Origin of the sequence: Stenotrophomonas sp. Ste96, from assembly GCF_024519495.1 — a bacterium.
Lineage (GTDB): Bacteria > Pseudomonadota > Gammaproteobacteria > Xanthomonadales > Xanthomonadaceae > Stenotrophomonas > Stenotrophomonas bentonitica_A.
Genome location: NZ_JALJRX010000002.1, coordinates 236,891 through 259,607 on the forward strand (window position 1 = coordinate 236,891; position 22,717 = coordinate 259,607).

Here is a 22,717-nt window from a genome sequence, read left to right on the forward strand (position 1 = left end):
TCCTGCAGCGCATCCATTGAGGGCTGCAGGATGCGACGCCCGGTGTTACCGGCCCGTCATCAATCGATGAACTGCAGGCGCGCCAGTTCGGCGTAGAGGCCGCCTTCAGCCAGCAGTTCGGCATGCGTGCCCTGGGCCACGATGCGACCGTGGTCCATCACCACGATGCGGTCGGCCTTGATCACGGTGGCCAGGCGGTGCGCGATCACCAGCGTGGTGCGCCCGGCCATCAGGCGCTCCAGCGCCTGCTGCACGGCGCGCTCGCTCTGTGCATCCAGCGCGCTGGTGGCTTCGTCGAGCAACAGGATCGGCGCGTTCTTGAGCAGGGCGCGCGCGATCGCGATGCGCTGCTGCTGGCCGCCGGACAGGCGCGCACCGCGCTCGCCAAGCTCGCTGGCATACCCCTCGGGCAGGGCGTGCAGGAACTCATCGGCCTCGGCCGCTTCGGCCGCGCGCTGTACCTCTTCATCGGTCGCATCCAGGCGCCCGTAGCGGATGTTCTCGAACGCGCTGCTGGCAAACAGGGTCGGCTGCTGCGGCACCAGTGCCAGCTGCTCGCGCAGCTGCGCGGGGTCGACCTGGCGCAGGTCCACGCCGTCCACGAGGATGCGGCCGGCAGCCGGATCGTGGAAGCGCAGCAGCATCGACAGGATGGTGCTCTTGCCGGCGCCGGAGGGACCGACCAGCGCGACCGTTTCACCCGGTCGCACGTGCAGGTCCACATGATCCAGCGCGGCCGTATCCGGGCGCTGCGGGTAATGGAACACCACCTCCTCGAACCGGATCTCGCCGCGCAGTGGCTGCGGCAACGCGGTGGGATTGGCGGGGGCGGTGATCTCCACCTCTTCCTGCAGCAGCTCGGCAATCCGGCCCATGCCACCAGAGGCTCGCTGCAGTTCGTTCCAGACTTCGGCCAGTGCGCCGACCGAGCCGCCGCCGATCAGCGCGTACAGCACGAACTGGCCCAGGGTGCCGGCACTCATGTTGCCGTCGATCACCTCGTGCGCGCCCAACCACAGCACGCCGACGATCGCGCCGAACACCAGCACGATGGCGCTGGCGGTGACGATCGATTGTGCGCGGATGCGCCGGCGTGCGGCACCGATGGCATCGCTGAGGGCGGCGTTGAAGCGGCCACGTTCATAGGGCTCGCGCGCGTGCGCCTGCACGGTGCGTACCGCGCCCAGGGTTTCCGAGGCCAGGCTGTTGGCATCGGCGATGCGGTCCTGGCTGGCGCGCGCGATGCTGCGCAGGCGGCGGGCGCCGATGATGATCGGCAGCACCGCCAGCGGAATGCCGACCAGCGACCAGGCCGCCAGGTGGGGGCTGGTCACGAACAGCATCACCAGGCTGCCGATCACGGTGACGCTGCTGCGCAGGGCCACCGACATGGTCGAGCCGATCACGCTGCGCAGCAGTTCGCTGTCGGCGGTCAGGCGCGAGACCAGCTCGCCGCTGCGGCTGCGGTCATGGAAGCCGGCGCCCAGGGTGATCAGGTGCGCGTACAGGCGGCTGCGCAGGTCGGCGACCACCTTTTCCCCCAGCAGGGAGACGAAGAAAAAGCGTGCGGCCGTGGCCAGCGCCAGCACCACCGCGACCAGGAAAAGCAGGGCAAAGGCCTTGTTGATCTGGCCCCCACTGTTGAAGCCGTGGTCGATCATCTGGCGGACCGCGACCGGCAGGCTCAGCGTAGCCACCGACGACACGGCCAAGGCCACCAGCCAGGCGCTGAACAGCCCGCCATGCCGGCGCACGAATGGCCACAGCGTGTTCAAGCTGCCCAGGCGGCGCATCGGCGTGTCTTGCGGAGCGGGTGCGTCAGTCATTCGATGGGCCTGGTTCGATGCGGGATTCAATACGGACACGATCACGAGTGGCGTCGCGGAGGCGGTTTTTCAACAGCTCGACCTGATCGGCCGGCAAGCGCAGGTGCAGGTTCACGCCGTCGGCGCTGAAGGCTTCGCCCACTTTTTCGGCCAGATGCGCGCCCAGCGCGGCATGCAGCGGACCCAGATCTTCGAAGCCGGCGTGCACATCCAGTTCGGCCATGGCGATCAGAGGCAGCCGTGGCGCGACCCGCAGGCACTCGGCGGCGGTACCGCCGTAGGCGCGCACCAGGCCGCCCGCGCCGAGCTTGATGCCGCCGTACCAGCGGGTGACCACGACCATCACCCGGTCGAAGCCCTGGCCATCGATCGCGGCAAGGATCGGGCGGCCGGCGGTGCCGGCGGGCTCGCCGTCGTCGCTGGACCGGTAGTCGTTGCCGTAACGATAGGCCCAGCAGTTGTGCGTGGCATCCACGACGGCAACCTGCTGCAGGAATTCCAGCGCGGCGGCCACATGCGGAATCGGCGCGGCATGGGCGATGAAGCGGCTGTGCTTGATGTCCAGGCTGTGGCTGACGGTGGTGGCGAGCGTATCGGGCATTCCCACCATTCTAGTGGGGATGCCCGTTCACCGTACGCGCAGCGTCAGTTCTCGAGCAGCTGGCGCAGATCGCGCGGGATGCGCACTTCCGGGTATTGCTGGAGGTAGCGTTCCAGACTGGCACGCGCGGTATCCACGTCACCGGCATCGCGACGCTCGCGGATGCGCTTGAGCCACTGTTTGCGCGGCAGGCCGGCGTCGGCCGCGACGGCCTGATGCAGGGCGCGCACGGCGTCGTCTGCCGAGGCGGGTGCCGCCATCGGCGCGGCCGCACGACGCATCACGCCAGGCGCGCTGGGCGCGGGCTTGGCCGGTGCGGCGCTCGTGGAGGCGGCGCGCGGCGCTTGGCGCTCGAGGGTGGAGCCGGTCACCACGACACGGTCCAGCGCCGGTTCTGCCGCCTCCATCGCATAGGAGGTGGCCGCTTCGGGCGCCGGGGCCGACATCATCGGTGCCGGCGCCTGCACCGGGGCCGGGGCGGGCGGTGCAGGCGCGGCGATGGCTTCCGGGCGCGGCGCTGCGACGCGCCGTGCGCGCTCGGGTGCCGGCGGCGCGGCGGCTGGAGCAGGTGTGGGGTGTGCCGGGGCGTGTGCCTGGGGCTTGGCCGCGCGCTGCTGCTGCACTACCGGCGGTGCCGCGTCAGGCGGTGGCGGAGACGGCGCGGCATCCATCGCCGGTGCAGCGTCGGTGACTGCGGCGCTCGAGGCCGGGGCAGCGACCGTCTCGGCCAGAGAGGGCGCGGGCGGGTCGTCGGGCTTGAGCTGCCACGCAATGCCCACCGCGAAGATCACCGAGGCGGCCAGCCCGAACGCCGCCGGAAGCCGCGAGCGCGGGCGCCGCGAACGGCGGGGCGCATCGGGCGGGAGCTTCCAGGTGGCCGCATCGGCCGCCGGTGCTTCCACGGCGGTGCGCGCGGCCGCCAGCACGGCCTCGTCGATCGCCGGCGCGGGCCCGGTGGCACTGGGCCGGCCCAGCAGCCGGGCCAGTTCGCGTTCTTCAGGGGTCAGCGGATCCGGGCGGTTCATACGGTCAACCCCGCACGGAGTTTATCCATGGCATAGCGCAGCCGCGATTTGACGGTCTCGCGGCCGACCCCGGTGATCTCGGCAATCTCTTCCAGGCTCAGTTCCTGTTCCAGGCGCAACTGCAGGACCTCGCGCTGCTCGGGCGGCAACTGCTCCATCGCCAGCTGCAGTTGGCGGCGCTGTTCGAATTCGGACAGCTGGGATTCGGGGGTGCGCGCATCGGTGATCGCCGCGACCCGCTCATCGGCGTCGATCGGGGCCGACGGCCGGTGCCTGGCCGCACGCCAGTGGTCATTGAGGCGGTTGTGGGCGATCCGGAACAGCCAGGTGGTAAAGGCGGCCTCGGGCTGCCAGCCGGCCCGCGCGGCGATCACCCGCTGCCAGACATCCTGGAACATCTCATCGGCCAACGCGCCATCGCGCAGCTGGCGCAGCAGGAAGCTGTACAGACGGCTGCGATGACGGCCATACAGCGCCTCGAACGCACGCAGGTCGCCGCCGGCCCAGGCCAGCATCAGCGCTTCATCAGTCGGCAGGGCAAGGGCGTCCACGGCCGACAGAGTAAGCGCTGCGGGGGTGTTCGCATAGTCGATGGGGCGCCGGGCGGCGGAACGGGTTGGCATGGCGATGACCTGGGGCACAGGATCAAGAACGTCCAGCAGCGCCGGACGGGGTTGAGACGCTTCCATTGCCCCCCGGTCCGCGCGTTATGCTCGCAGGACAGGGGAGGTGCCGGGCAGCCGGCGCCCGAGAGATGAGCGACGTGTCCAGCCAGATGGTGACCTCTTCAGTGCAACGCGACGGTGATGCGGTGATTCCTGCCGCGGTCGCCACGGCGTTGTGCGCCCAGTTGCCGGCGGGCGCAGCGGTCGCCCTGGCCTGGTCGGACCCGGTGCTGGGCGAGGGCCGCCACGGCCATCCGGAAGGCGGCGCCGCAGGGCCCGTTCCCAACGCCCCGCGGCAGCAGGCGGCATCGGCGCGGCTGGCCCTGCAGCAATGCTGGAACCATGGCGGCTCGGAACTGACCCTGGACGTGTCACTGGCCGGCGATACGCCGCCACCGGACAGTTGGTGGACGGCCGCGCGCTGCCTGTTCCAGAGCACCGTGCTGCTGGCCCGGCAGCGGCGCGAGATCGCCTCGCTGGAAGACTCCAAGCGCCTGCAGCAGGCACTGTATGAAATCGCCGATCTGGCCGGTGCCGATCTGGAAATGGCCGAGATGCTGCGCCACTTCCACCGCGTGCTCAATTCCCTGATGTATGCGCAGAACTGCTTCATCGTCGAGTACGACGACGTTCGCCACCGGGTCCGCTTCCTGTACTTCGCCGATCAGAAAGATGATTTCGTCGCCGACCCGGACCGCAGCTACGAAGAACACGAAATGCCGCGCAGCCTCACCTTTGCGCTGTTGCGGCATGGCGAGCCATTGAGTGGGCCCTCGCGCGAGCTGCTGGCCATCCTCGATGACGAACACGACCCCGAGCGTGGGCCCGAGAGCCTGGACTGGCTGGGCGTGCCGATGCTGCGCGACGGGCGCGTATGCGGTGCGATCGTGGTGCAGAGCTACGAGCATCGCGCGCGCTATGGCGAGGCCGACCGCACGCTGCTGGGCTATGTCGCCCAGCACATCCTGACCGCGATGGACCGGCGCCAGGCGCAGGTACAGCTGGAGCGGCAGGTGGAGCGCCGCACGGTCGAGCTGCAGCGCGCCAACCGCAACCTGCAGGAGGAGGTGGTCGAACGCCGCCGCGCTGAGAAACTGCAGATGGCGCTGTTCAACATCGCCGAGCTGGCGATGAGCGCCGAGTCGCTGTCGCAGTACTACGGCCAGGTGCATGGCGTCGTTGGCACGCTGCTGGATGCGCGCAATTTCTATATCGCCCTGGTCAACGAAAAAGGTGACGGGCTGGAGTTCGTCTACTCGGTGGACGAGTACAACCCGTCGCGCGCACCGCGGCCCTTCAGTGAAGGCTTGACCGAGTTCATCGTGCGCAACCGCCAGCCGCTGCTGGCCACCCGCGAGCGCATCGATGCGCTGCGCGAGAGCGGGGTGGTACGCGAGTTCGGCGCGCGGTCGAACTGCTGGCTGGGCGTGCCGTTGCTGAGCGATGACGATGTGGTCGGCGTGATCGTGGTGCAGAGTTATTCGCCGGAGGTGGTGTTCACCGTGCACGACCAGCGGCTGCTGACCTTCGTGGCGCAGAACATCGGCAACGGGCTGGCGCGCCAGCGCGACCAGGAGCGGTTGCGCAATGCGCATGCCGATCTGGAAAGGCGCGTGGACGAGCGCACCCGCGAGCTGGCCGACGTCAACGACAAGCTGCTGGGCCAGATCGGCGAGCGCCTGCGCGCTGAGCAGCGCCTCACCCATCAGGCCATGCATGATGCGCTGACCGGACTGCCCAATCGCCTGCATCTGCTGGACCGGCTGGAAGATGCGATCGCACGTGCGCGCGCCAGCGAGGGACAGGGCTTTGCGGTGCTGTTCCTGGATCTGGACCGGTTCAAGCTGGTCAATGACAGCATCGGCCATGCCGCCGGTGATCAGATGCTGGTCGAGGTGGCCAAGCGCATCGTCTCGATGATCTCCGCACAGGATGTGGTCGCCCGGCTGGGCGGGGATGAGTTCGCGATCCTGCTCCAGTGCGGCGACGGCCTGGCCTCGGCGCTGGAGTTCTCACAGCGCATGCTGGTGGCGCTGGAAGAATCGATGTGGGTGAAGGGGCGCGAACTGTTCCCCTCCGGCAGCCTCGGCATCGCCATGTGGAACCCCCGCTACCGCAACGGCGAAGAGCTGGTGCGCGATGCGGATGCGGCGATGTACCGCGCCAAGGCACAGGGCAACGATCGCTGTGCGGTGTTCGATGAGGCGATGCGCGAGCAGGCCCTGCGCAGCCTGGACCTGGAGGCGGACCTGCGCCGGGCCATCATCAACCGCGATTTCATGCCGTTCTATCAGCCGATCGTGCGGCTCAGCGATGGTGAGTTGGTCGGCCACGAAGCGCTGTTGCGCTGGCAGCACGAGCGCCGCGGGTTGCTGCTGCCCAGCGCCTTCCTGGACCTGGGGGAAGAAAGTGGCCTGATCGAACAGGTGGACTGGCTGCTGTACGAGCAGGTGATCACCCAGCTTGCGCGTGGCGGCCGTGGGTATCTGTCCGTCAATGTGTCGCCGCGGCACTTCCGCTCGGCCGATTTCAGCACGCGCCTGTTCGGCCTGATCGAAGCGGCAGGCGCCGATCCGCACCGGCTGCGGCTGGAGATCACCGAGGTGGCGCTGCTGGATGACGGCCCGCGCACGCTGCGCATCCTGCAGACCCTGCGCGAGCGCGGCGTGCTGGTGCAGCTGGATGATTTCGGCACCGGCTTCTCGGCGCTGTCCTACCTGCATCGCTTCCCGATCTCGACGCTGAAGATCGATCAATCGTTCATCGCCGGCCTGCACGGGCAGGACATGCAGAGCACGCACGCGCTGGTGCAGGGCGTGCTGTCGCTTGCACGCACGCTGGGCATTGAAACGGTGGGCGAGGGGATCGAGACCCAGGCCCAGCACGACACGTTGCTGCAGCTGGGCTGCGATTACGGCCAGGGCTATCTGCTGGGCCGGCCGGCCCCGATGGCGACCACCGCGACGGCCTGAACCGTCGCAGCAGCTCGGGGATCAACGCAGCGCGTTGGCCCGCTTCTCGTCGATCCACTTGGAGGCCTGCGCCGGCTCGTAGGCGCGCATCCAGGCAAGCATTTCATCGATGTCCGAGCCGTACCACAGGTCCGCGCGCTGGGCCGGGTGCAGGAAGCGCTCTTCGACCATGCGATCGATCATGCCGATCAGCGGGGCGTAGAAGCCATCCACATCCAGGAACGCGCAGGGCTTGTTGCCGATGCCCAGCTGGCGCCAGGTGAGCATTTCGAAGATCTCTTCCATCGTGCCGAAGCCACCGGGCAGGGCCACGAACGCATCGGACAGATCGAACATGCGCGACTTGCGCTCGTGCATCGAACCGACGATTTCCAGCTCGGTGAGGCCGCGGTGGGCCACTTCCCAATCCGCCAGCTGCTGCGGGATCACGCCGGTGACTTCGCCGCCGCCTGCAAGCACGGCATTGGCCACGGTACCCATCAGGCCGACGTTGCCGCCGCCGTATACCAGGCGCAGGCCATCCCGGGCGATGCGGTCACCCAGCGCGATGGCGCGCTCGGTGTAGACCGGCTTGCTGCCGGGGTTGGAACCACAGTAAACGCAAATCGACTTCATTGGATCTTCCTGTGTTCAGAAACTGACGCGGCGGAAACGAAAAAGCCCCGCCGATGACCAGTGTTCCGGTCTCGTGACGGGGTGTCGTTCCGCGGATGCGGGCGGTGATTATCGCGCGTTATGGGCGTGGAGGCCAATCGGGGCCGGGGGATGGCGGCTGGGTAGTGGTGGCTCTGCCGGATTTGTGGGAGCCGACCAACGGTCGGCTCTACGGGGTTCATGGGAGCCGACCAACGGTCGGCTCTACGGGGTTCATGGGAGCCGACCAACGGTCGGCTGCCGTTGTCCGTACCGCCGCCTCAGGCCGCCTGCGACTGCTCGCGGCGCGGGCCTTCCTTCAGCGCCCGGCCCACCAGCCCGACCAGCAGGTCCAGCTCTTCGCCGTCCATGCCGAAATGCGGGGTGAACCGCAGCGAGTTCTCGCCGCCGTGGATCACGTTGATGCCGTGGTTGCGCAGCCATTCCTCGGTGGAGCCGGCGCCGTAGCATTTGAACTGCGGGGCCAGCTCGCAGGAGAACAGCAGGCCGGTGCCCTGGACCTTGGTGATCAGCCCGCCCAGCTCGGTCTTGAGCTGTTCCAGCTTGCGCACCGCTTCCTCGCCACGCACGCGGATGTTCTCGCGCACCTGCGGGGTCAGCAGCGACAGCGTGGCGCAGGCCACGTCCAGTGCCCGCGGGTTGGAGGTCATGGTGTTGCCGTAGATGCCCTTGCGGTACAGCTGCGCGGCGTGTTCGGTCACGGCCAGCACCGAGAGCGGGAACTGGGCCGCATTGAGCGCCTTGGAATAGGTCTCCATGTCCGGCACGTCCAGGCCTTCGAAGCCCGGGTAATCCACGATCGAGAGCACGCCGTGCGCGCGCAGGCCGGCCTGGATCGAGTCGAGCAGCAGCAGGCTGCCGTGCTGGCGGGTCAGCTCGCGGGCCAGCGCATAGAACGACGGCGGCACCGAACGGCCCGGGTCGCCTTCGCCCATCACCGGCTCCAGGAAGATCGCCTCGATGAACCAATGGTTCTGCTCGGCCTCGGCAAACACGCGCTTGAGTGCGTCTTCGTCGTACGGCGCGATCGCGATCACGCTGTCTTCGCCCCGGTAGCTGGCCAGGTGCTGCATGTAGGTCTTGCGGCTGGAATCGGAATACAGGCCCGGGCGGTCGGTGCGGCCGTGGAAGCTGCCCTTCACCACCACGCGCTTGATCCTGGCGCCAGCGTGGCGGGCACCGGGATCGGTCTGCAGCTTGGCGTTGACGTCGGCGATGCGCGCGGCCAGGCCGACCGCTTCGGAGCCGGAATTGAGGCACATGAAGTGGCTGTACGGGCAGCCGCCGCGGCGGTGACCGATCTCCTTGCGCAGGGCCTGGATGAAGCGCTGCTGGGACAGGCTGGGGGTCATCACATTGGCCATCACCTGCGGGGCCGCCATGGCGTCCATCACCGCTTCGGGGGTGTGGCCAAAGCCGAGCATGCCGTAGCCGCCGGCGTCGTACAGCACCGCGCCCTTCAGCGTGACCACCCATGCGCCACGGGCGGCCAGGGCGACGTACGGGGTGACCGCATCGTCGGCATAGAAGTTGACGAAGCCGTCCTGCATCGCATCGATCTGGGCGCGCTCATCCAGGGCCAGCAGGTCGCCCAGATCGGCGCGCACGCGCTCGAACTCAGTGGCGGCGGCGTCGATGGCGGCGACCAGCGCGGGGTGGCCGGCGGCGAGGCGTTCGAGGGTGGCGTCATCCAGGCCGGTGGTGAGGCGGGTGCCCGGCTGGGCGCGGAGTGGGGCAAGACGTTCGATGAAGCTCATTGCAGATCTCCTGAAACGATGGCGGCACGGCGGAAAAGCAAAACGCGCGTCTATTCGCGCGCGCTTCGGGCATTCCTGCTCGTGCATCAGACTTCCGGCTCGATGCTAGCACGCGGTTTTTCGCGCGATAACCCCGCTAAAAACTGTTGCAAAGCAGCATTTTGCGCGACGTTCGCACAAGGCTGGGTTGCTACCGGGAGCCAGTCGTACAATGGCCGACATTGCCTACACGTTGCCGTGCGCTCCCTTGAAGAAGTCCGATTTCAACTACGACCTGCCGCCTGAACTGATTGCCCAGGCTCCGCTCGCCGAGCGTTCGGCCAGCCGCCTGATGGTGGTGCCGCCGGCCCCGGCCGCCTTCGACCACCGCCAGGTGCGCGACCTGCCCGAGCTGCTGCGGGAAGGCGACCTGATGGTGTTCAACGATACCCGGGTGATCCCGGCGCGCCTGTTCGGCCAGAAGGCCAGCGGGGGCCGTGTCGAGATCCTGATCGAGCGCCTGCTCGGTGGCCAGCAGGCGCGGGCCCAGGTCGGCGCCAGCAAGTCGCCCAAGCCGGGCAGCCGCATTGCCCTGGATGCCGGTGGCGAGGCCGAAGTGCTGGGGCGCGACGGCGAGTTCTACGTGCTGCAGTTCCACGTGCCCGAGGCGCTGGAACAGTGGCTGCTGCACGCCGGCCGGCTGCCGTTGCCGCCTTATATCCAGCGCGAGCCGGGCGTGGACGACCGCGAGCGTTACCAGACGGTCTTTGCCCGCGAGATCGGCGCGGTGGCGGCCCCGACCGCCGGCCTGCACTTCGATGAGGCCCTGCTGGCCACGTTGAAGGAAAAGGGCGTGGAGTTCGGCCATGTGACCCTGCACGTGGGCGCGGGCACCTTCCAGCCGGTCCGCGTGGACGATCTGACCGACCACGTGATGCACCGCGAATGGCTGAACGTCGGCGCCGAACTGGTGCAGCAGGTGCGCCGCGCCCGCGCCGCGGGTGGCCGGGTGATCGGCGTCGGCACCACGGTGGTACGGGCCCTGGAAAGCGCCATGCGCGACGGCGAGCTGCTGCCGTACGCCGGTGAAACCCAGATATTCATCACCCCCGGCTACCGGATCCGCAGCGTGGACGCGATGGTGACCAACTTCCATCTGCCGGAAAGCACGCTGCTGATGATGATTTCCGCCTTTGCCGGCAAGGACCGCGTATTCGAGGCCTATCAGGCGGCGATCGCGGAGAAGTACCGCTTCTTCAGCTATGGCGATGCGATGCTGCTGTTCCCGCAGGGGGAATAACTGGGGCGGGGCAGGCGCGGCCGTTTTCGGCGACAATGGCAGACTATCTGCCCGAATGACCGCTCCATGTCCCGACTCCAGTTCCAGCTCCAGACCACCGACGGTCGCGCCCGCCGCGGCCGCCTGACCTTCCCGCGCGGGACCGTGGAAACCCCGGCCTTCATGCCGGTGGGCACCTATGGCTCGGTGAAGGGCATCCTGCCGGAGCAGATCCGCGCGCTGGGTGCGGAGATCATCCTGGGCAACACCTTCCATCTGTACCTGCGTCCGGGCCTGGACGTGATCGCCGACCACGGCGGCCTGCACGGCTTCGCGCGCTGGAATGGACCGATCCTGACCGACTCCGGCGGCTTCCAGGTGTTCTCGCTGGCCCACCGCCGCAAAATCACCGAGCAGGGCGTGACCTTCTCCTCGCCGACCGACGGGGCCCGTGTGTTCCTGGGTCCGGAAGAGAGCATGCGCATCCAGAAGGTGCTGGATTCGGACGTGGTGATGATCTTCGACGAGTGCACCCCGTACCCGGCCACCGAGCCGGTCGCGCGCACCTCGATGGAGCTCAGCCTGCGCTGGGCCCAGCGCAGCCGCAACGCGCACGATGAACTGGGCAATGACGCAGCGCTGTTCGGCATCGTCCAGGGCGGTGTCCATCACGACCTGCGCAGCCGCTCGGCCGAGGGCCTGCAGCAGATCGGCTTTGACGGGTACGCCATCGGTGGCCTGGCCGTGGGCGAGCCCGAGCACGAGCGCAACGCCATGCTCGACCACATGCACCCGATCCTGCCGGCCGACCGCCCGCGCTACCTGATGGGCGTGGGCCGCCCGGAAGATCTGGTCGAAGGCGTCGCCCGCGGCGTGGACATGTTCGATTGCGTGATGCCGACCCGCAACGCCCGCAACGGCCACTATTTCACCTCGTTCGGCACCGTGCGCATCCGCAACGCCCGCTACGAGCGCGACATGGACACCATCGAGCCGGGCTGCGGCTGCCATGCCTGCACCAGCGGTTACACGCGCTCCTACCTGCGCCACCTGGACCGCTGCAACGAGATGCTGGCGCCCATGCTGGGCACCATCCACAACCTCTATTACTACGAGAAGTTGATGGCCGACATGCGCGAGGCGATCGCGGCGGGAACCTTTTCCGCCTTCCGCGAGTCTTTCTACGCGGCCCGTGGTGCGGTCACGCCCGCGCTGTAGAGTGACCCCGGCCGGCCGCTCCGGCGCGCCGACCCTGCCAAACGGCCCAAGGACGAACTCCCGGGGCCATGGCATACTTCGAGGCTGACCCCCGTTTCGCGGCGACACCCTGACCCTCAGAGGGGGCGGGGCGCCTCCCAACCCAAGGACACACTATGAACCTGCTCGCCTTCCTGATCCCCACCGCCAACGCCCAGGCCGCCGGTGGCCAGCCGCAGGGCATGGGTCTGACCACCCTGCTGTTCCCGATCATCCTGATCGCGATCATGTACTTCCTGATGATCCGCCCGCAGATGAAGCGCCAGAAGGAACACAAGGCCATGCTGGAGAAGGTCAAGCGCGGTGACGAAGTGCTGACCAACGGCGGCATTGCCGGCGTGGTCACCGACATCGGCGACAACTTCATCACCATCGAAGTGGCCGAGAACGTGCGCATCCGCGTGCAGAAGGGCGCCGTGGGCAATGTGCTGCCGACCGGCACGTTGAAGTCGGCCAACTGATCCACCTCCTTTCCGTTCAACCGCGGTGCCGGGACGGGCACCGCGCGGGACCCAAGCAATGCTCGAATTTCCACGCTGGAAGTATTTCCTCATCCTGATCGTGCTGGCGGTCAGTGCGTTGTACGCGCTGCCCAACATCTACCAGAAGGACCCTGCCGTGCAGATCACCGCCAACCGTGGCGGGCAGATCGACGACGCCCTGCGCGACCGCGTACTGGGTGACCTCAAGCAGGCCGGCGTGGAGCCGCTGTCGGTGGCCAAGGAAGGCGACAGCCTGATCGTGCGCCTGCCGACGCTGCAGGCGCAGACCGCCGCCAACGACGCCCTGCGCGACGAGATGGGCGAGGACTACGTGGTTGCCCTGAACCTGGCTTCCACCGTGCCGGACTGGCTGAGCGACCTGGGCGCCAAGCCGATGGTGCTGGGCCTGGATCTGCAGGGCGGCGTCCACTTCGTGCTGCAGGTCGACCAGAAGGCGGCACTGGACAAGCGTCTGGACGCCTACGCCGAAGACGTGCGCACCAGCCTGCGCGATGCCCGCATCGCCTACCAGTCGGTCGAGCGCCGTGGCGACAACACCATCGTGGCCACCATCAGCCCGTCTGCCGGTGCCGATGCGGCCGCGCGTGCCCGCGAGGTCATGGTCAAGGCGCAGCCGACGTTGGGCTACGAGGTGGCGGGCAACCGCATCACCGTGAGCATGCCGGAGACGGAACTGACCGCGATCGCCAATGGCGCCATCGAGCAGAACGTCAACACGCTGCGCAACCGCGTCAACCAGTTGGGCGTGGCCGAGCCGATCATCCAGCGCCAGGGTGCCGACCGCGTGGTCGTGCAGCTGCCCGGCGTGCAGGACACCGCCGAAGCCAAGCGCATGATCGGTGCCACCGCGACGCTGGAATACCGCGCCGTGGTTGAAGGCAACGCCCAGGACGCGATCGCCAGCGGCCGCATCCCGCCGGAGGCCAAGGTCTACCAGCAGCGCGACAACCGCGGCCCGATCCTGCTCAACAAGCGCGTGATCGTGACCGGTGACCAGATGGTCGCCGCGCAGGCCACCACCGACCAGAACGGTTCGGCAGCAGTGAGCGTGACGCTGAACAACGTCGGCGGCCAGCGCATGTTCGACTTCACCAGCGCCAACGTGAACAAGCCGATGGCGGTGGTCTACACCGAGCGCATCCCGACCGTGAACGTGGTCGACGGCAAGGAAGTGCGCAGCTTCCGCGTCAAGGAAGAGGTGATCTCGGTCGCCAACATCAACGGCGTGTTCGGCAAGAACTTCCAGACCACCGGCCTGGACAAGCTCGAAGCGGACAACCTGGCCAAGCTGCTGAAATCCGGCTCGCTGGCCGCGCCGATGGACTTTGTTGAAGAACGCATCGTCGGCCCGAGCCTGGGTGCGGAGAACGTCGAGCGCGGCGTGACCGCGGTCGGCTTCGCGTTCCTGTTCACCTTGGTCTTCTTCACCGTGTACTACCGGATGTTCGGCGTGATCACCTCGGTGGCGATGCTGTTCAACCTGCTGATCGTGGTGGCGGTGATGTCGCTGTTCGGTGCGACGATGACGCTGCCCGGCTTCGCCGGCCTGGCGCTGTCGATCGGCCTGTCGGTCGACGCCAACGTGCTGATCAACGAACGTATCCGTGAAGAGCTGCGGGCCGGCATGCCGCCCAAGGCGGCCATCGTGGCCGGTTACGAGAAGGCTTCCGGGACCATCCTGGACGCCAACCTCACCGGCATCCTGGCGGGTGTGGCGTTGTATGCGTTCGGTACCGGCCCGCTGAAGGGCTTCGCCGTGACCATGATCGTCGGCATCCTGGCCTCCATGTTCACTGCAATCACCGTCTCGCGTGCCCTTGCCGTGCTGGTTTACAGCCGCCGCAAGAAGCTCAAGACCCTGGCCATCTGACGGGAAGCGAATAGAAACCATGAAACTTTTCCCGTTGCATCTGATCCCGAACGACACCAAGTTCGACTTCATGCGCACCCGTTGGGTGGCTGTCTCGCTGGCCGCGCTGGTGTTCATTGCCGCCATCGGCTGCATTGCCTTCAAGGGCTTCAACTACGCGCTGGACTTCACCGGCGGCACCGTGGTCGAAGTGCGCTTCGACAAGCCGGCTGACGTCGATGCCGTGCGTGAGCATCTGGAAGGCGCCGGCTATGCCGGTGCCCAGGTGCAGAGCTTCGGCAGCGGCAGCAACCTGCTGATCCGCCTGCAGCCGCAGGAAATGGCCGAAGGCGAGAACGCCGGTGAAGCCAACAACCGCACCGCCGAAGCCGTGCAGAAGGCGATCTCGATGGAGGGCAACCAGGCCGCCATCGTCGGCGCCGAGTTCGTCGGCCCGCAGGTGGGTAAAGAGCTGGCCCTGAACGGCCTGTACGCGGCGCTGTTCGTGTTGATCGGCTTCCTGATCTACATCGGTTTCCGCTTCGAGTGGAAGTTCGCGATGGTGGCGATCATCACCACGCTGTTCGACGTGCTGGTGGTGGCGGGCTACTTCTCGCTGAGTGGCCGCGAGTTCGATCTGACCGTGCTGGCAGGCCTGCTGTCGGTGATGGGCTTTTCGATCAACGACACCATCGTGGTGTTCGACCGCGTGCGTGAAAACTTCCGCAGCCTGCGCGTCGAGCCGCTGGAAGTGATGAACCGTTCGATCAACCAGACGCTGTCGCGCACGATCATCACCTCGCTGGTGTTCTTCCTGTCGGTGCTGGCGCTGTACCTGTACGGCGGTGGTTCGCTGGAAGGGCTGGCGCTGAGCCAGATGATCGGTGCGGTGATCGGTACGCTGTCGTCGATCTTCATCGCCTGTCCGCTGCTGACGATGGGCGCGTTGGCCGTGACCAAGCAGGATCTGCTGCCGAAGGCCAAGGACGTGGAAGCGCTGGAGCGTCGTCCGTAAGTTCTCTGGTGGTCTGCAACATCCGGAAGGCCGCGCATTGCGCGGCCTTTCTTTTGGGGCTGCCCGCAGAGTGCGCCAGGGCGGGACCGTCACCTCCCATACACCCCCGTCGGTTGTACTCCGCGGCGCTGCGCACTACGATCCCTTGCGTTCCGCGCAGCCGCCCAGGTGGCGCGCGACCTCCCTTTTCATCGCGCCGGTCCGCCCTGCGCCAGTCCCCCTCGAGGTTTACATGGTCATCAAACCGCGTGTGCGCGGCTTCATCTGCGTCACCACCCACCCCGTCGGCTGCGATGCGGCCGTCAAGCAGCAGATCGAGTACATCCAGTCCAAGCCGAAGATCACCAATGGCCCGAAGAAGGTGCTGGTGCTCGGTGCCTCCACCGGCTACGGCCTGGCTGCGCGCATCACGGCAGCGTTCGGCAGTGATGCCGCCACGCTGGGTGTGTTCTTCGAGCGTCCGGGCACCGAGACCAAGCCGGGCACGGCTGGCTGGTACAACACCGCCGCGTTCCACAAGTACGCCGAGCAGGCCGGTCTGTACGCCAAGAGCGTCAACGGCGATGCCTTCTCCGATGAGGTCAAGGCCAAGGTCATCGAGCTGATCAGGCAGGATCTCGGCCAGGTCGACCAGGTGGTGTACAGCCTGGCCGCGCCGCGCCGCAAGCATCCCAGGACCGGTGAAGTGATCAGCTCCACGCTCAAGCCGATCGGCGCACCGATCACGCTGCGCGGCCTGGATACCGACAAGGAAGTGATCACCGAAACCACGATCGAGCCGGCCACGCCGGAAGAGATCGCCGGTACCGTCGCCGTCATGGGCGGCGAAGACTGGCAGATGTGGATCGATGCGCTGCTCGAGGCCGGTGTGCTGGCCGAAGGCGCGACCACCACGGCCTTCACCTACGTCGGTGAGGAAATCACCCAGGCGATCTACTGGAACGGTTCCATCGGCGCGGCCAAGAAGGATCTGGACGAGAAGGTCGTCGGCCTGCGTCAGAAGCTGGCACCGATCGGTGGCGATGCGCGCGTATCGGTGCTCAAGGCCGTGGTCACCCAGGCCAGCTCGGCGATCCCGACCATGCCGCTGTACCTGTCGCTGCTGTTCAAGGTGATGAAGGCCAAGGGCACCCACGAGGGCTGCATCGAACAGCTCGATACCCTGTACGACATCCTCTACGGCGGCAAGGACGCGGGCACCGCGACCGAGCGCCTGCGCCACGACCTGGTCACCGATGGCGGCCGCAAGGTCGAGTTGATCGATGACGCCGGCCGCCTGCGCGCGGACTACAAGGAAATGGCGCCGGAGGTGCAGGGCGAAGTGGTCGCGCTGTGGCCGCAGGTGACCAACGAGAACCTCTACGAGATCAGCGATCTGGCCGGCTACAAGGCCGATTTCCTGCGTCTGTTCGGGTTCGGCGTGGAAGGTGTGGATTACGATGCCGATGTCGCCACCGACGTGAAGATCCCGAACCTGGTCGAGATGGCCTGACCGGAAGGAATGATGCCGACCAACGGTCGGCATCTACCCGCGCGGCCACAGATGCACGCGCGGTGACCCCATCGATGCACGCGCGGTCCGCCCAATGATGCACGCGCGCTGCGCCCATTGATGCGCGGAAGAGGGTAGGTCACGACCGTTGGTCGTGACGCTCCCAATCAGCTGAAATCGAAATCCATCACCGGGCCGGCCGGGCCGACGAAGTCGCCCTGCACGTAGTCCACCCCGGCACTGAAAAGCAGGCTCATCGAGTTGGCATCGGCGACGAACTCGGCGATGGTGCGGATGTTGGCGGCCTGCGCCCGCGCGGTGATCTCGCTGATCTTCCCGCTGTGTTCGCGGGTGCTGGTGAGGTCGCAGGTGAAGTCGCGGTCCAGCTTGAGGAACTGCGGCTGGAAATGGGCCAGCAGCTGGAACGAGTCCAGCCCCGAGCCGAACTGCTCCAGGCCGATCCGGCAGCCGAGCGGCGCGATCGCCGCCAGGAACTGCTGCGCATTGCGCAGGTGGGTGAACACCTTTGCCTCCGGGGCATGCAGCCACAGCTGTTCGCCCGGCACGCCCTGGGCCTGCAGCTCGCGGCGCAGGGTGACGATCATCTGCGGGTCGTTGAACGACTCCGGGGTGATCTTGACCATCAGGTGGGTGACGTGGCCCTCGCGCCTGCGTGCGGCGAGCATGCCGATCGCGTGGGTGACCACCCAGCGGTTGATGTCGGCCAGCAGGCCGTGCTCCTCGGCGATGCCCAGGAACGCGGTCGGGCTGAGCAGCTCGCCGTTGTGCTCCAGGCGCAGGTAGGCCTCGTACAGCTCCAGCGCTTCGCCCTGCAGGTTGAGCACCGGCTGGTAATGCAGCTGGAAGCCATCGCCGTCCAGCGCCTGGCGGATGCGGGCGACCCAGTGCTGGATGCGTTCTTCTTCCACGCGGTCCACCGCCGCCGGGTCGAACACCCGGGTGGTGTTGCCCAGTTCCAGGGCTGCCTGCGTGCACTCGGTGGCGCGCGCCAGCACTTGGCCGATGCTGGCGATCTTTTCGCCGACCTGCACGCCGCCGACACTGACGGTGACTGTGGCCGAGCGCTCGCCGATGCTGAACACCTGCGCGGCGAAGGCGGCCCGGATCTGGTCGGCCAAGACGACGGTCTGCGCGTAGGGTGCTTCGGTGAGCACGGCGAAGCTGTGTTCACCGAAGCGGGCCACCTGGGCAGCGTCGCCAACGGATTGGGCCAGCACGCGGGCAAGGGCGCCGATCAGCGCGTCGGCCGAGTCCAGCCCGATCTCCGGCAGCAGGCGCGCGTAGTGGTCGGGCTCGACCAGCAGCAGGCCGAACCGGCCCTCGCTGCGGCCGGCCTGGGCCACGGCATTTTCGACATGCAGCATGAAGGTCGGTCGGTTGAGCAGGCCGGTGACCTGGTCGCGCTGGCGCAGGTCCTCCACCTCGCGCGCCAGCTCCGGGTCGAACTCCATGCGGCGGCGGAACACCACCTGCAGGCAGGATTCGCCTTCGTAGCTGGCCTGGGTGAACTCCATCGTGGCCGGGAACACCGCCCCGTCCTGGTTGCGTGCGTCCACCTGGTACTGCGGCGGCGGTGCATCGCCCTTGCTCATCGACTTGAGCAGCTGCTTGAAGCCGTCCACGTGCTGCGGGGCGACCATGTCCAGCAGCGAGATGCCCTCCACATCCTCGAAGGTCTCGTAGCCGAACATCTCCAGGTAGGCCTCGTTGGCGCGGATGTGCATGCCTTCATGGACATAGGCGATCGGGTCGCGCGAGGAGGAGATCAGCGCGTCGCAGCGGCGCTCGGTCTCGCGCATCTGGGCCTCGATCCGGCGCAGCCCGCGGCGCGCGTGCAGATCGGTCCATTCATTGCGCACCACCGCCAGCAGGTGCTCGGGGCGGTGGCGCAGTGCGATGGCGCGGATGCCATTGGCACCGGCCTCGACCCACTCGTTTTCATTGATCGACTCGGCCAGCAGGATCATGGGGATGTCCTTGCCACTGGCCGCGATCTGCTGGGTGACCTGCAGCAGCGGGATGCTCTGGGCGGCAGCGACCAGTACCAGGTCGATCGGCTGGGTGCCCAGGACCTGGGCCAGTTCCTCGCCGTGCTGCGGGCGCGTCGGGCGCACCGCGATGCCGCTGTTGCGCAGCGTGCTGACGATGGTCTCGGCGTTCTCGCCGCTGTCGTCCACGATCAGCAGGCGGACCGTCATGTCATTCGCGTTCTGCATTCAGTACTCCCCGGACTGCAAACTTGATACACGATGCGTGTGACTACGTCCATGCGGCAAACCGTAGCCGATCACGGAACGCGGGTCCCGGCTCAGGCCACGCTGCCCGCGGCATGGCCACAGGCCCAGGCCCATTGGAAGTTGTAGCCCCCCAGCCAGCCGGTCACGTCCAGCACCTCCCCGATGAAGTGCAGGCCGGGAACCAGTTGCGATTCAAAGGTACTGGAGGACACCTTGCGGGTGTCGACCCCGCCCAGCGTCACCTCGGCGGTACGGTAGCCCTCGGTGCCACTGGCGACCAGCGGGAAATTCTGCAGCAGATCGGCCGCCTCGCGCAGCTGCGGCTCGTCGATCTGGCGCACCAGCCGGTCCGGCAGCCAGTGCTCGCACAGGCGCAGCGCGAGCCGCCGCGGCAGCACCTCGGACAGCACCGTGCGCAGCTCGGCGGCGCCGCGCTCGGCCTTCATCCGGCGCAGCCAGCCCAGCGCGTCCTGGCCCGGCAGCAGGTCCAGCCGCAGCTCATCGCCGGGCTGCCAGTACGAAGAGATCTGCAGGATCGCCGGGCCGCTGATGCCGCGGTGGGTGATCAGCATGGAATTGCGGAACTCGACCCCGTTGCAGCGTGCCTCGATCGGCAGGGCGACGCCGCTGAGCTCGTTGAAGCGCTCCTGGTGCTTGCCGCTCAAGGTCAGCGGCACCAGCCCGGCCCGGGTCGGCAGGACCTCGTGGCCAAACTGGCGGGCCAGCTCATAGCCGAAGCCGGTGGCGCCCATGCTCGGGATCGACAAGCCACCGGTGGCGACCACCAGCGAGGCGGCGTGGAAGTGACCCTGCGCGGTGTGCACGTGGAAACCGTCCGCGCCGCGCTCGACCTTCTGCACCCCGCAGTCGGTGCGGATCTGCACCCCGGCGGCCTGGCATTCGTCCACTAGCATCTTCACGATCTGCTTGGAGGAGATGTCGCAGAACAGCTGGCCCAGTTCTTTTTCGTGATACGCGATGCCGTGCCGCTCCACCATCTCGATGAAGTGCCAGGGGGTGTAACGGGCCAGCGCGGATTTGCAGAAGTGCGGATTGGCCGACAGGAAGTTGGCGGCCGTGGTGCCGGTGTTGGTGAAGTTGCAGCGCCCGCCGCCGGACATCAGGATCTTCTTGCCGACCTTGTTGGCATGGTCGATCACCTGCACCATGCGCCCGCGTCTGCCAGCGGTCATCGCACACATCAGCCCGGCCGCGCCGGCGCCGATCACCAGTACATCGCATCGGATCACGGACATCTCAGCGCGCTCAGGCCTGCGGTTTCTGCTTGCGCCAGGTGGGGATGACGCTGAGCTGGGCCTTGTCGGAGGTCAACTGCACTTCGCCATCCTGGATCTGCACGTCCCACTGCATCGTGCGTTCGATCTGCGCGCCCCATTCGGTGACGAACTCGCCCGGCAGGTCCATCACCTCCAGCGTGGCGAGCTTCTTCAGCGCGGAAGCGTTGCGGTCCCACCAGATGTCGGCGGCGCGGCCGCCGTAGGTGACCAGCTGCACCGCGCGCGCGCGGCCGGCGGCCTTGCGCAGGCGCGACTCGTCCGGCTGGCCCAGTTCGATCCACAGTTCGATGTCGCCGGTGTAATCGCGGCGCCACAGGTCCGGTTCGTCATCCACGCTCAGGCCGCGGCCGAATTCCAGCCGGTCGTCGGCGTTCAGCGCGAAGGTGAGCAGGCGCACCATCAGGCGGTCGTCGGTTTCGGACGGATGCTGGGCCAGCGTCAGCGTATGGCTGGCGTAGTAGCCGCGGTCCATGTCGCTGATCTGCAGTTCGGCCTTGCGGATGGTGGCGGTGAGGGCCATGGGGATACCTGAAACAAAGAGCGCCATGATAATGGTTCGCCATGAGTCCGTCCGATCCGATCCTTGCCACCCCCGCGCCCAGTCGCCTGCAGTTGCCGCCCGGCGACTGGCCGAGCCTGCTGGACGGGCTGTGTGCGCGCTTCCCGCGCATCGACCGCGCGCAGTGGGTGGATCGCTTCGCCCGTGGGCGGGTACGGAACGCGCAGGGCAGGGCGCTCGCTCCGGATCATCCCTGGCAGGTCGGGCTGGAGATCGTCTACTTCCGTGAAGTGGCCGATGAGCCGGTGATTCCCTTCGCCGAGGCGATCGTCCATCAGGACGCAGAGCTGCTGGTGGCCGACAAGCCGCACTTCCTGCCGGTTACCCCGGCGGGCGGCTACGTGCGCGAGACCCTGCTGGCGCGGCTGGTGGCGCGCACCGGCAACCCCGACCTGGTGCCGCTGCACCGCCTGGACCGGTTGACCGCCGGGCTGGTGCTGTTCTCGACCCGGCCAGCGAGCCGCGATGCCTACCAGCGCCTGTTTCGCGAGCGGCGCATCGAGAAGGTCTACGAAGCCTTGGCGCCGGCCCTGCCGCAGGTGGCGTTCCCGCTTGAGCGCCAGACCCGGCTGGTCCCGGGCGAGCCGTTTTTCCGCATGGCCGAGGTGACCGGCGAGCCCAATGCCCGGACCCGCATCGAGGTGATCGAGCGAACCGGGCCGGTCTGGCGTTATCGGCTGCACCCGGTGAGTGGCCGCAAGCACCAGTTGCGCGTGCACATGGCGGGGCTGGGCGCGCCGATCCTCGGGGACGATCTGTACCCGGAGCTGCGCGCGGATGCGCCGGCGGGGGTGCCGCTGCAGCTGCTGGCCAACGAATTGGCGTTCGATGACCCGTTCACCGGAGAGCGGCGCACGTTCTCCAGCGGGCTGTCGCTCCACCTGTAGGGCCGGCCGCTGGCCGGCTGCGGGGGGCCATGGGTAGATCCTGTGGTCGGCAGGTGCTGAGGAGGCGCCGGCCATCGGCCGGCACTACGGATATCGGCCCTGGGTCACGCCGGACCTTCATCCAGCTGGCGGTTCATCACACTGAACGCTTGGCCAGCCAACGATCCAGCTGCGCGGCGAAGGCCTGTTTGTCGCGCGCGTGCAGGGGCGCCGGCCCGCCGGTCTGGATGCCCGAGCCGCGCAGTTCCTCCATGAAATTGCGCATGGACAGGCGCTCGGCCATGTTGTCGGGCGTGTACAGCTCGCCACGCGGGTTGAGCGCGACGGCCTTTTTATCCAACACGAGGGCGGCCAAGGGGATGTCCTGCGTGACGACCAGGTCGCCCGGCTGGACCCGCTCGACGATCACGCTGTCAGCCACATCCAGGCCTGGCGGCACCTGTACCGATCGGATGAAACGGGACGGGGGAGTGCGCAGCCAGTGGTTCGCGACCAGGGTCATCTCGATCCCGGCGCGCTCGGCGGCGCGGAACAGGATCTCCTTGATGACGGCCGGGCAGGCATCGGCGTCCACCCAGATATGAACTTTAGGGGTCGGGGCATCGGTCATTTGGCTGATCTTAAGGTAGGAAAAATCTGAATAGGCGCTCCGGTTTCGTGTAGGATCGCCCGACCCCTTGTCCTGTCAGGCGGGAGGGGGAGGATGGCTGAATAAACCAGCTATCGCTTTTTCGGTAAAACACGAGTATCGTCACCCACACTGTGTTTGCTAGGGTCACCGTGAATCGTGGCCTGGTGCAGTTGATCTCACGATCTGCTCATCGATCCGCTTTACCAACGC

18 protein-coding genes are annotated in these 22,717 nt (G+C 67.4%); 8 read left to right on the forward strand and 10 right to left on the reverse strand.

The window, feature by feature from the left end:
• Positions 1-59: 59 nt before the first annotated feature.
• From OC373_RS07910 to OC373_RS07925, 4 genes are read right to left on the reverse strand one after another with little or no spacing between them, the layout of a single operon-like run.
• Entirely contained in the window at positions 60-1,826 is a 1,767-nt protein-coding gene (locus OC373_RS07910; protein ID WP_261997417.1) for an ABC transporter transmembrane domain-containing protein, read from the reverse strand.
• Positions 1,819-2,427, reverse strand: coding sequence for a YigZ family protein (locus tag OC373_RS07915; protein WP_261997418.1), 609 nt, complete (start codon positions 2,425-2,427; stop codon positions 1,819-1,821). Before OC373_RS07915 ends, OC373_RS07910 begins: the two co-directional genes overlap by 8 nt.
• A 44-nt stretch (positions 2,428-2,471) precedes the next feature.
• Positions 2,472-3,452 (reverse strand): hypothetical protein, encoded by a 981-nt coding sequence (locus OC373_RS07920; RefSeq protein WP_261997419.1) that lies wholly within the window; start codon positions 3,450-3,452, stop codon positions 2,472-2,474.
• Positions 3,449-4,003, reverse strand: coding sequence for an RNA polymerase sigma factor (locus OC373_RS07925; RefSeq protein ID WP_026069777.1), 555 nt, complete (start codon positions 4,001-4,003; stop codon positions 3,449-3,451). Before OC373_RS07925 ends, OC373_RS07920 begins: the two co-directional genes overlap by 4 nt.
• 203 nt (positions 4,004-4,206) lie before the next feature.
• Here OC373_RS07925 and OC373_RS07930 point away from each other — a divergent pair, with 203 nt between their 5' ends.
• Complete coding sequence (locus OC373_RS07930; RefSeq protein ID WP_261997420.1) at positions 4,207-7,089, forward strand: EAL domain-containing protein; 2,883 nt, start codon at positions 4,207-4,209, stop codon at positions 7,087-7,089.
• 21 nt (positions 7,090-7,110) lie between these two features.
• On the opposite strand, the gene OC373_RS07935 is transcribed toward OC373_RS07930, so the two are convergent.
• Both OC373_RS07935 and OC373_RS07940 read right to left on the reverse strand, forming a co-directional pair.
• Positions 7,111-7,704, reverse strand: coding sequence for a TIGR00730 family Rossman fold protein (locus tag OC373_RS07935; protein WP_019183145.1), 594 nt, complete (start codon positions 7,702-7,704; stop codon positions 7,111-7,113).
• A 299-nt stretch (positions 7,705-8,003) separates the two neighbouring features.
• A complete protein-coding gene (locus OC373_RS07940) occupies positions 8,004-9,500 on the reverse strand; it encodes an aminotransferase class III-fold pyridoxal phosphate-dependent enzyme (RefSeq protein ID WP_070471776.1) in 1,497 nt (498 codons plus the stop codon).
• A gap of 247 nt (positions 9,501-9,747) precedes the next feature.
• Between OC373_RS07940 and queA the strand changes: the two genes are divergently transcribed.
• From queA to fabV, 6 genes are all read left to right on the forward strand, one after another.
• Complete coding sequence (gene queA / locus OC373_RS07945) at positions 9,748-10,779, forward strand: tRNA preQ1(34) S-adenosylmethionine ribosyltransferase-isomerase QueA (RefSeq protein WP_261997558.1); 1,032 nt, start codon at positions 9,748-9,750, stop codon at positions 10,777-10,779.
• 66 nt (positions 10,780-10,845) lie between these two features.
• Positions 10,846-11,976, forward strand: a complete 1,131-nt coding sequence (gene tgt, locus OC373_RS07950; protein WP_261997421.1) for a tRNA guanosine(34) transglycosylase Tgt — start codon at positions 10,846-10,848, stop codon at positions 11,974-11,976.
• Between the two features lie 155 nt (positions 11,977-12,131).
• Positions 12,132-12,476, forward strand: coding sequence for a preprotein translocase subunit YajC (yajC, locus tag OC373_RS07955; RefSeq protein ID WP_019183141.1), 345 nt, complete (start codon positions 12,132-12,134; stop codon positions 12,474-12,476).
• Between the two features lie 58 nt (positions 12,477-12,534).
• Positions 12,535-14,388: a protein translocase subunit SecD gene (secD, locus tag OC373_RS07960; RefSeq protein ID WP_070427176.1), complete on the forward strand. Its 1,854-nt coding sequence runs from the start codon at positions 12,535-12,537 to the stop codon at positions 14,386-14,388.
• Positions 14,389-14,407: 19 nt separating this feature from the next.
• Positions 14,408-15,382, forward strand: coding sequence for a protein translocase subunit SecF (secF, locus tag OC373_RS07965; protein ID WP_019183139.1), 975 nt, complete (start codon positions 14,408-14,410; stop codon positions 15,380-15,382).
• Between the two features lie 232 nt (positions 15,383-15,614).
• The gene (fabV, locus tag OC373_RS07970) at positions 15,615-16,874 is read left to right on the forward strand and encodes an enoyl-ACP reductase FabV (RefSeq protein WP_261997422.1); all 1,260 of its coding nucleotides are present in this window, start codon (positions 15,615-15,617) and stop codon (positions 16,872-16,874) included.
• A gap of 167 nt (positions 16,875-17,041) precedes the next feature.
• Here fabV and OC373_RS07975 read toward each other — a convergent pair whose 3' ends face one another.
• From OC373_RS07975 to OC373_RS07985, 3 genes are all read right to left on the reverse strand, one after another.
• The gene (locus OC373_RS07975) at positions 17,042-19,111 is read right to left on the reverse strand and encodes an EAL domain-containing protein (protein WP_261997423.1); all 2,070 of its coding nucleotides are present in this window, start codon (positions 19,109-19,111) and stop codon (positions 17,042-17,044) included.
• A 92-nt stretch (positions 19,112-19,203) separates the two neighbouring features.
• Positions 19,204-20,388, reverse strand: a complete 1,185-nt coding sequence (locus OC373_RS07980) for an NAD(P)/FAD-dependent oxidoreductase (protein ID WP_070427179.1) — start codon at positions 20,386-20,388, stop codon at positions 19,204-19,206.
• Positions 20,389-20,398: 10 nt separating this feature from the next.
• Positions 20,399-20,950 carry a YaeQ family protein gene (locus tag OC373_RS07985; RefSeq protein ID WP_019183135.1) on the reverse strand — a complete coding sequence of 184 codons (552 nt, stop codon included), beginning with the start codon at positions 20,948-20,950 and terminating at the stop codon, positions 20,399-20,401.
• Positions 20,951-20,991: 41 nt separating this feature from the next.
• Here OC373_RS07985 and OC373_RS07990 point away from each other — a divergent pair, with 41 nt between their 5' ends.
• A complete protein-coding gene (locus OC373_RS07990) occupies positions 20,992-21,876 on the forward strand; it encodes a pseudouridine synthase (protein WP_261997424.1) in 885 nt (294 codons plus the stop codon).
• A gap of 136 nt (positions 21,877-22,012) precedes the next feature.
• Here the strand turns inward: OC373_RS07990 and OC373_RS07995 are convergent, their stop codons facing one another.
• The gene (locus OC373_RS07995; protein ID WP_070427181.1) at positions 22,013-22,486 is read right to left on the reverse strand and encodes a YaiI/YqxD family protein; all 474 of its coding nucleotides are present in this window, start codon (positions 22,484-22,486) and stop codon (positions 22,013-22,015) included.
• Positions 22,487-22,717 lie beyond the last annotated feature (231 nt).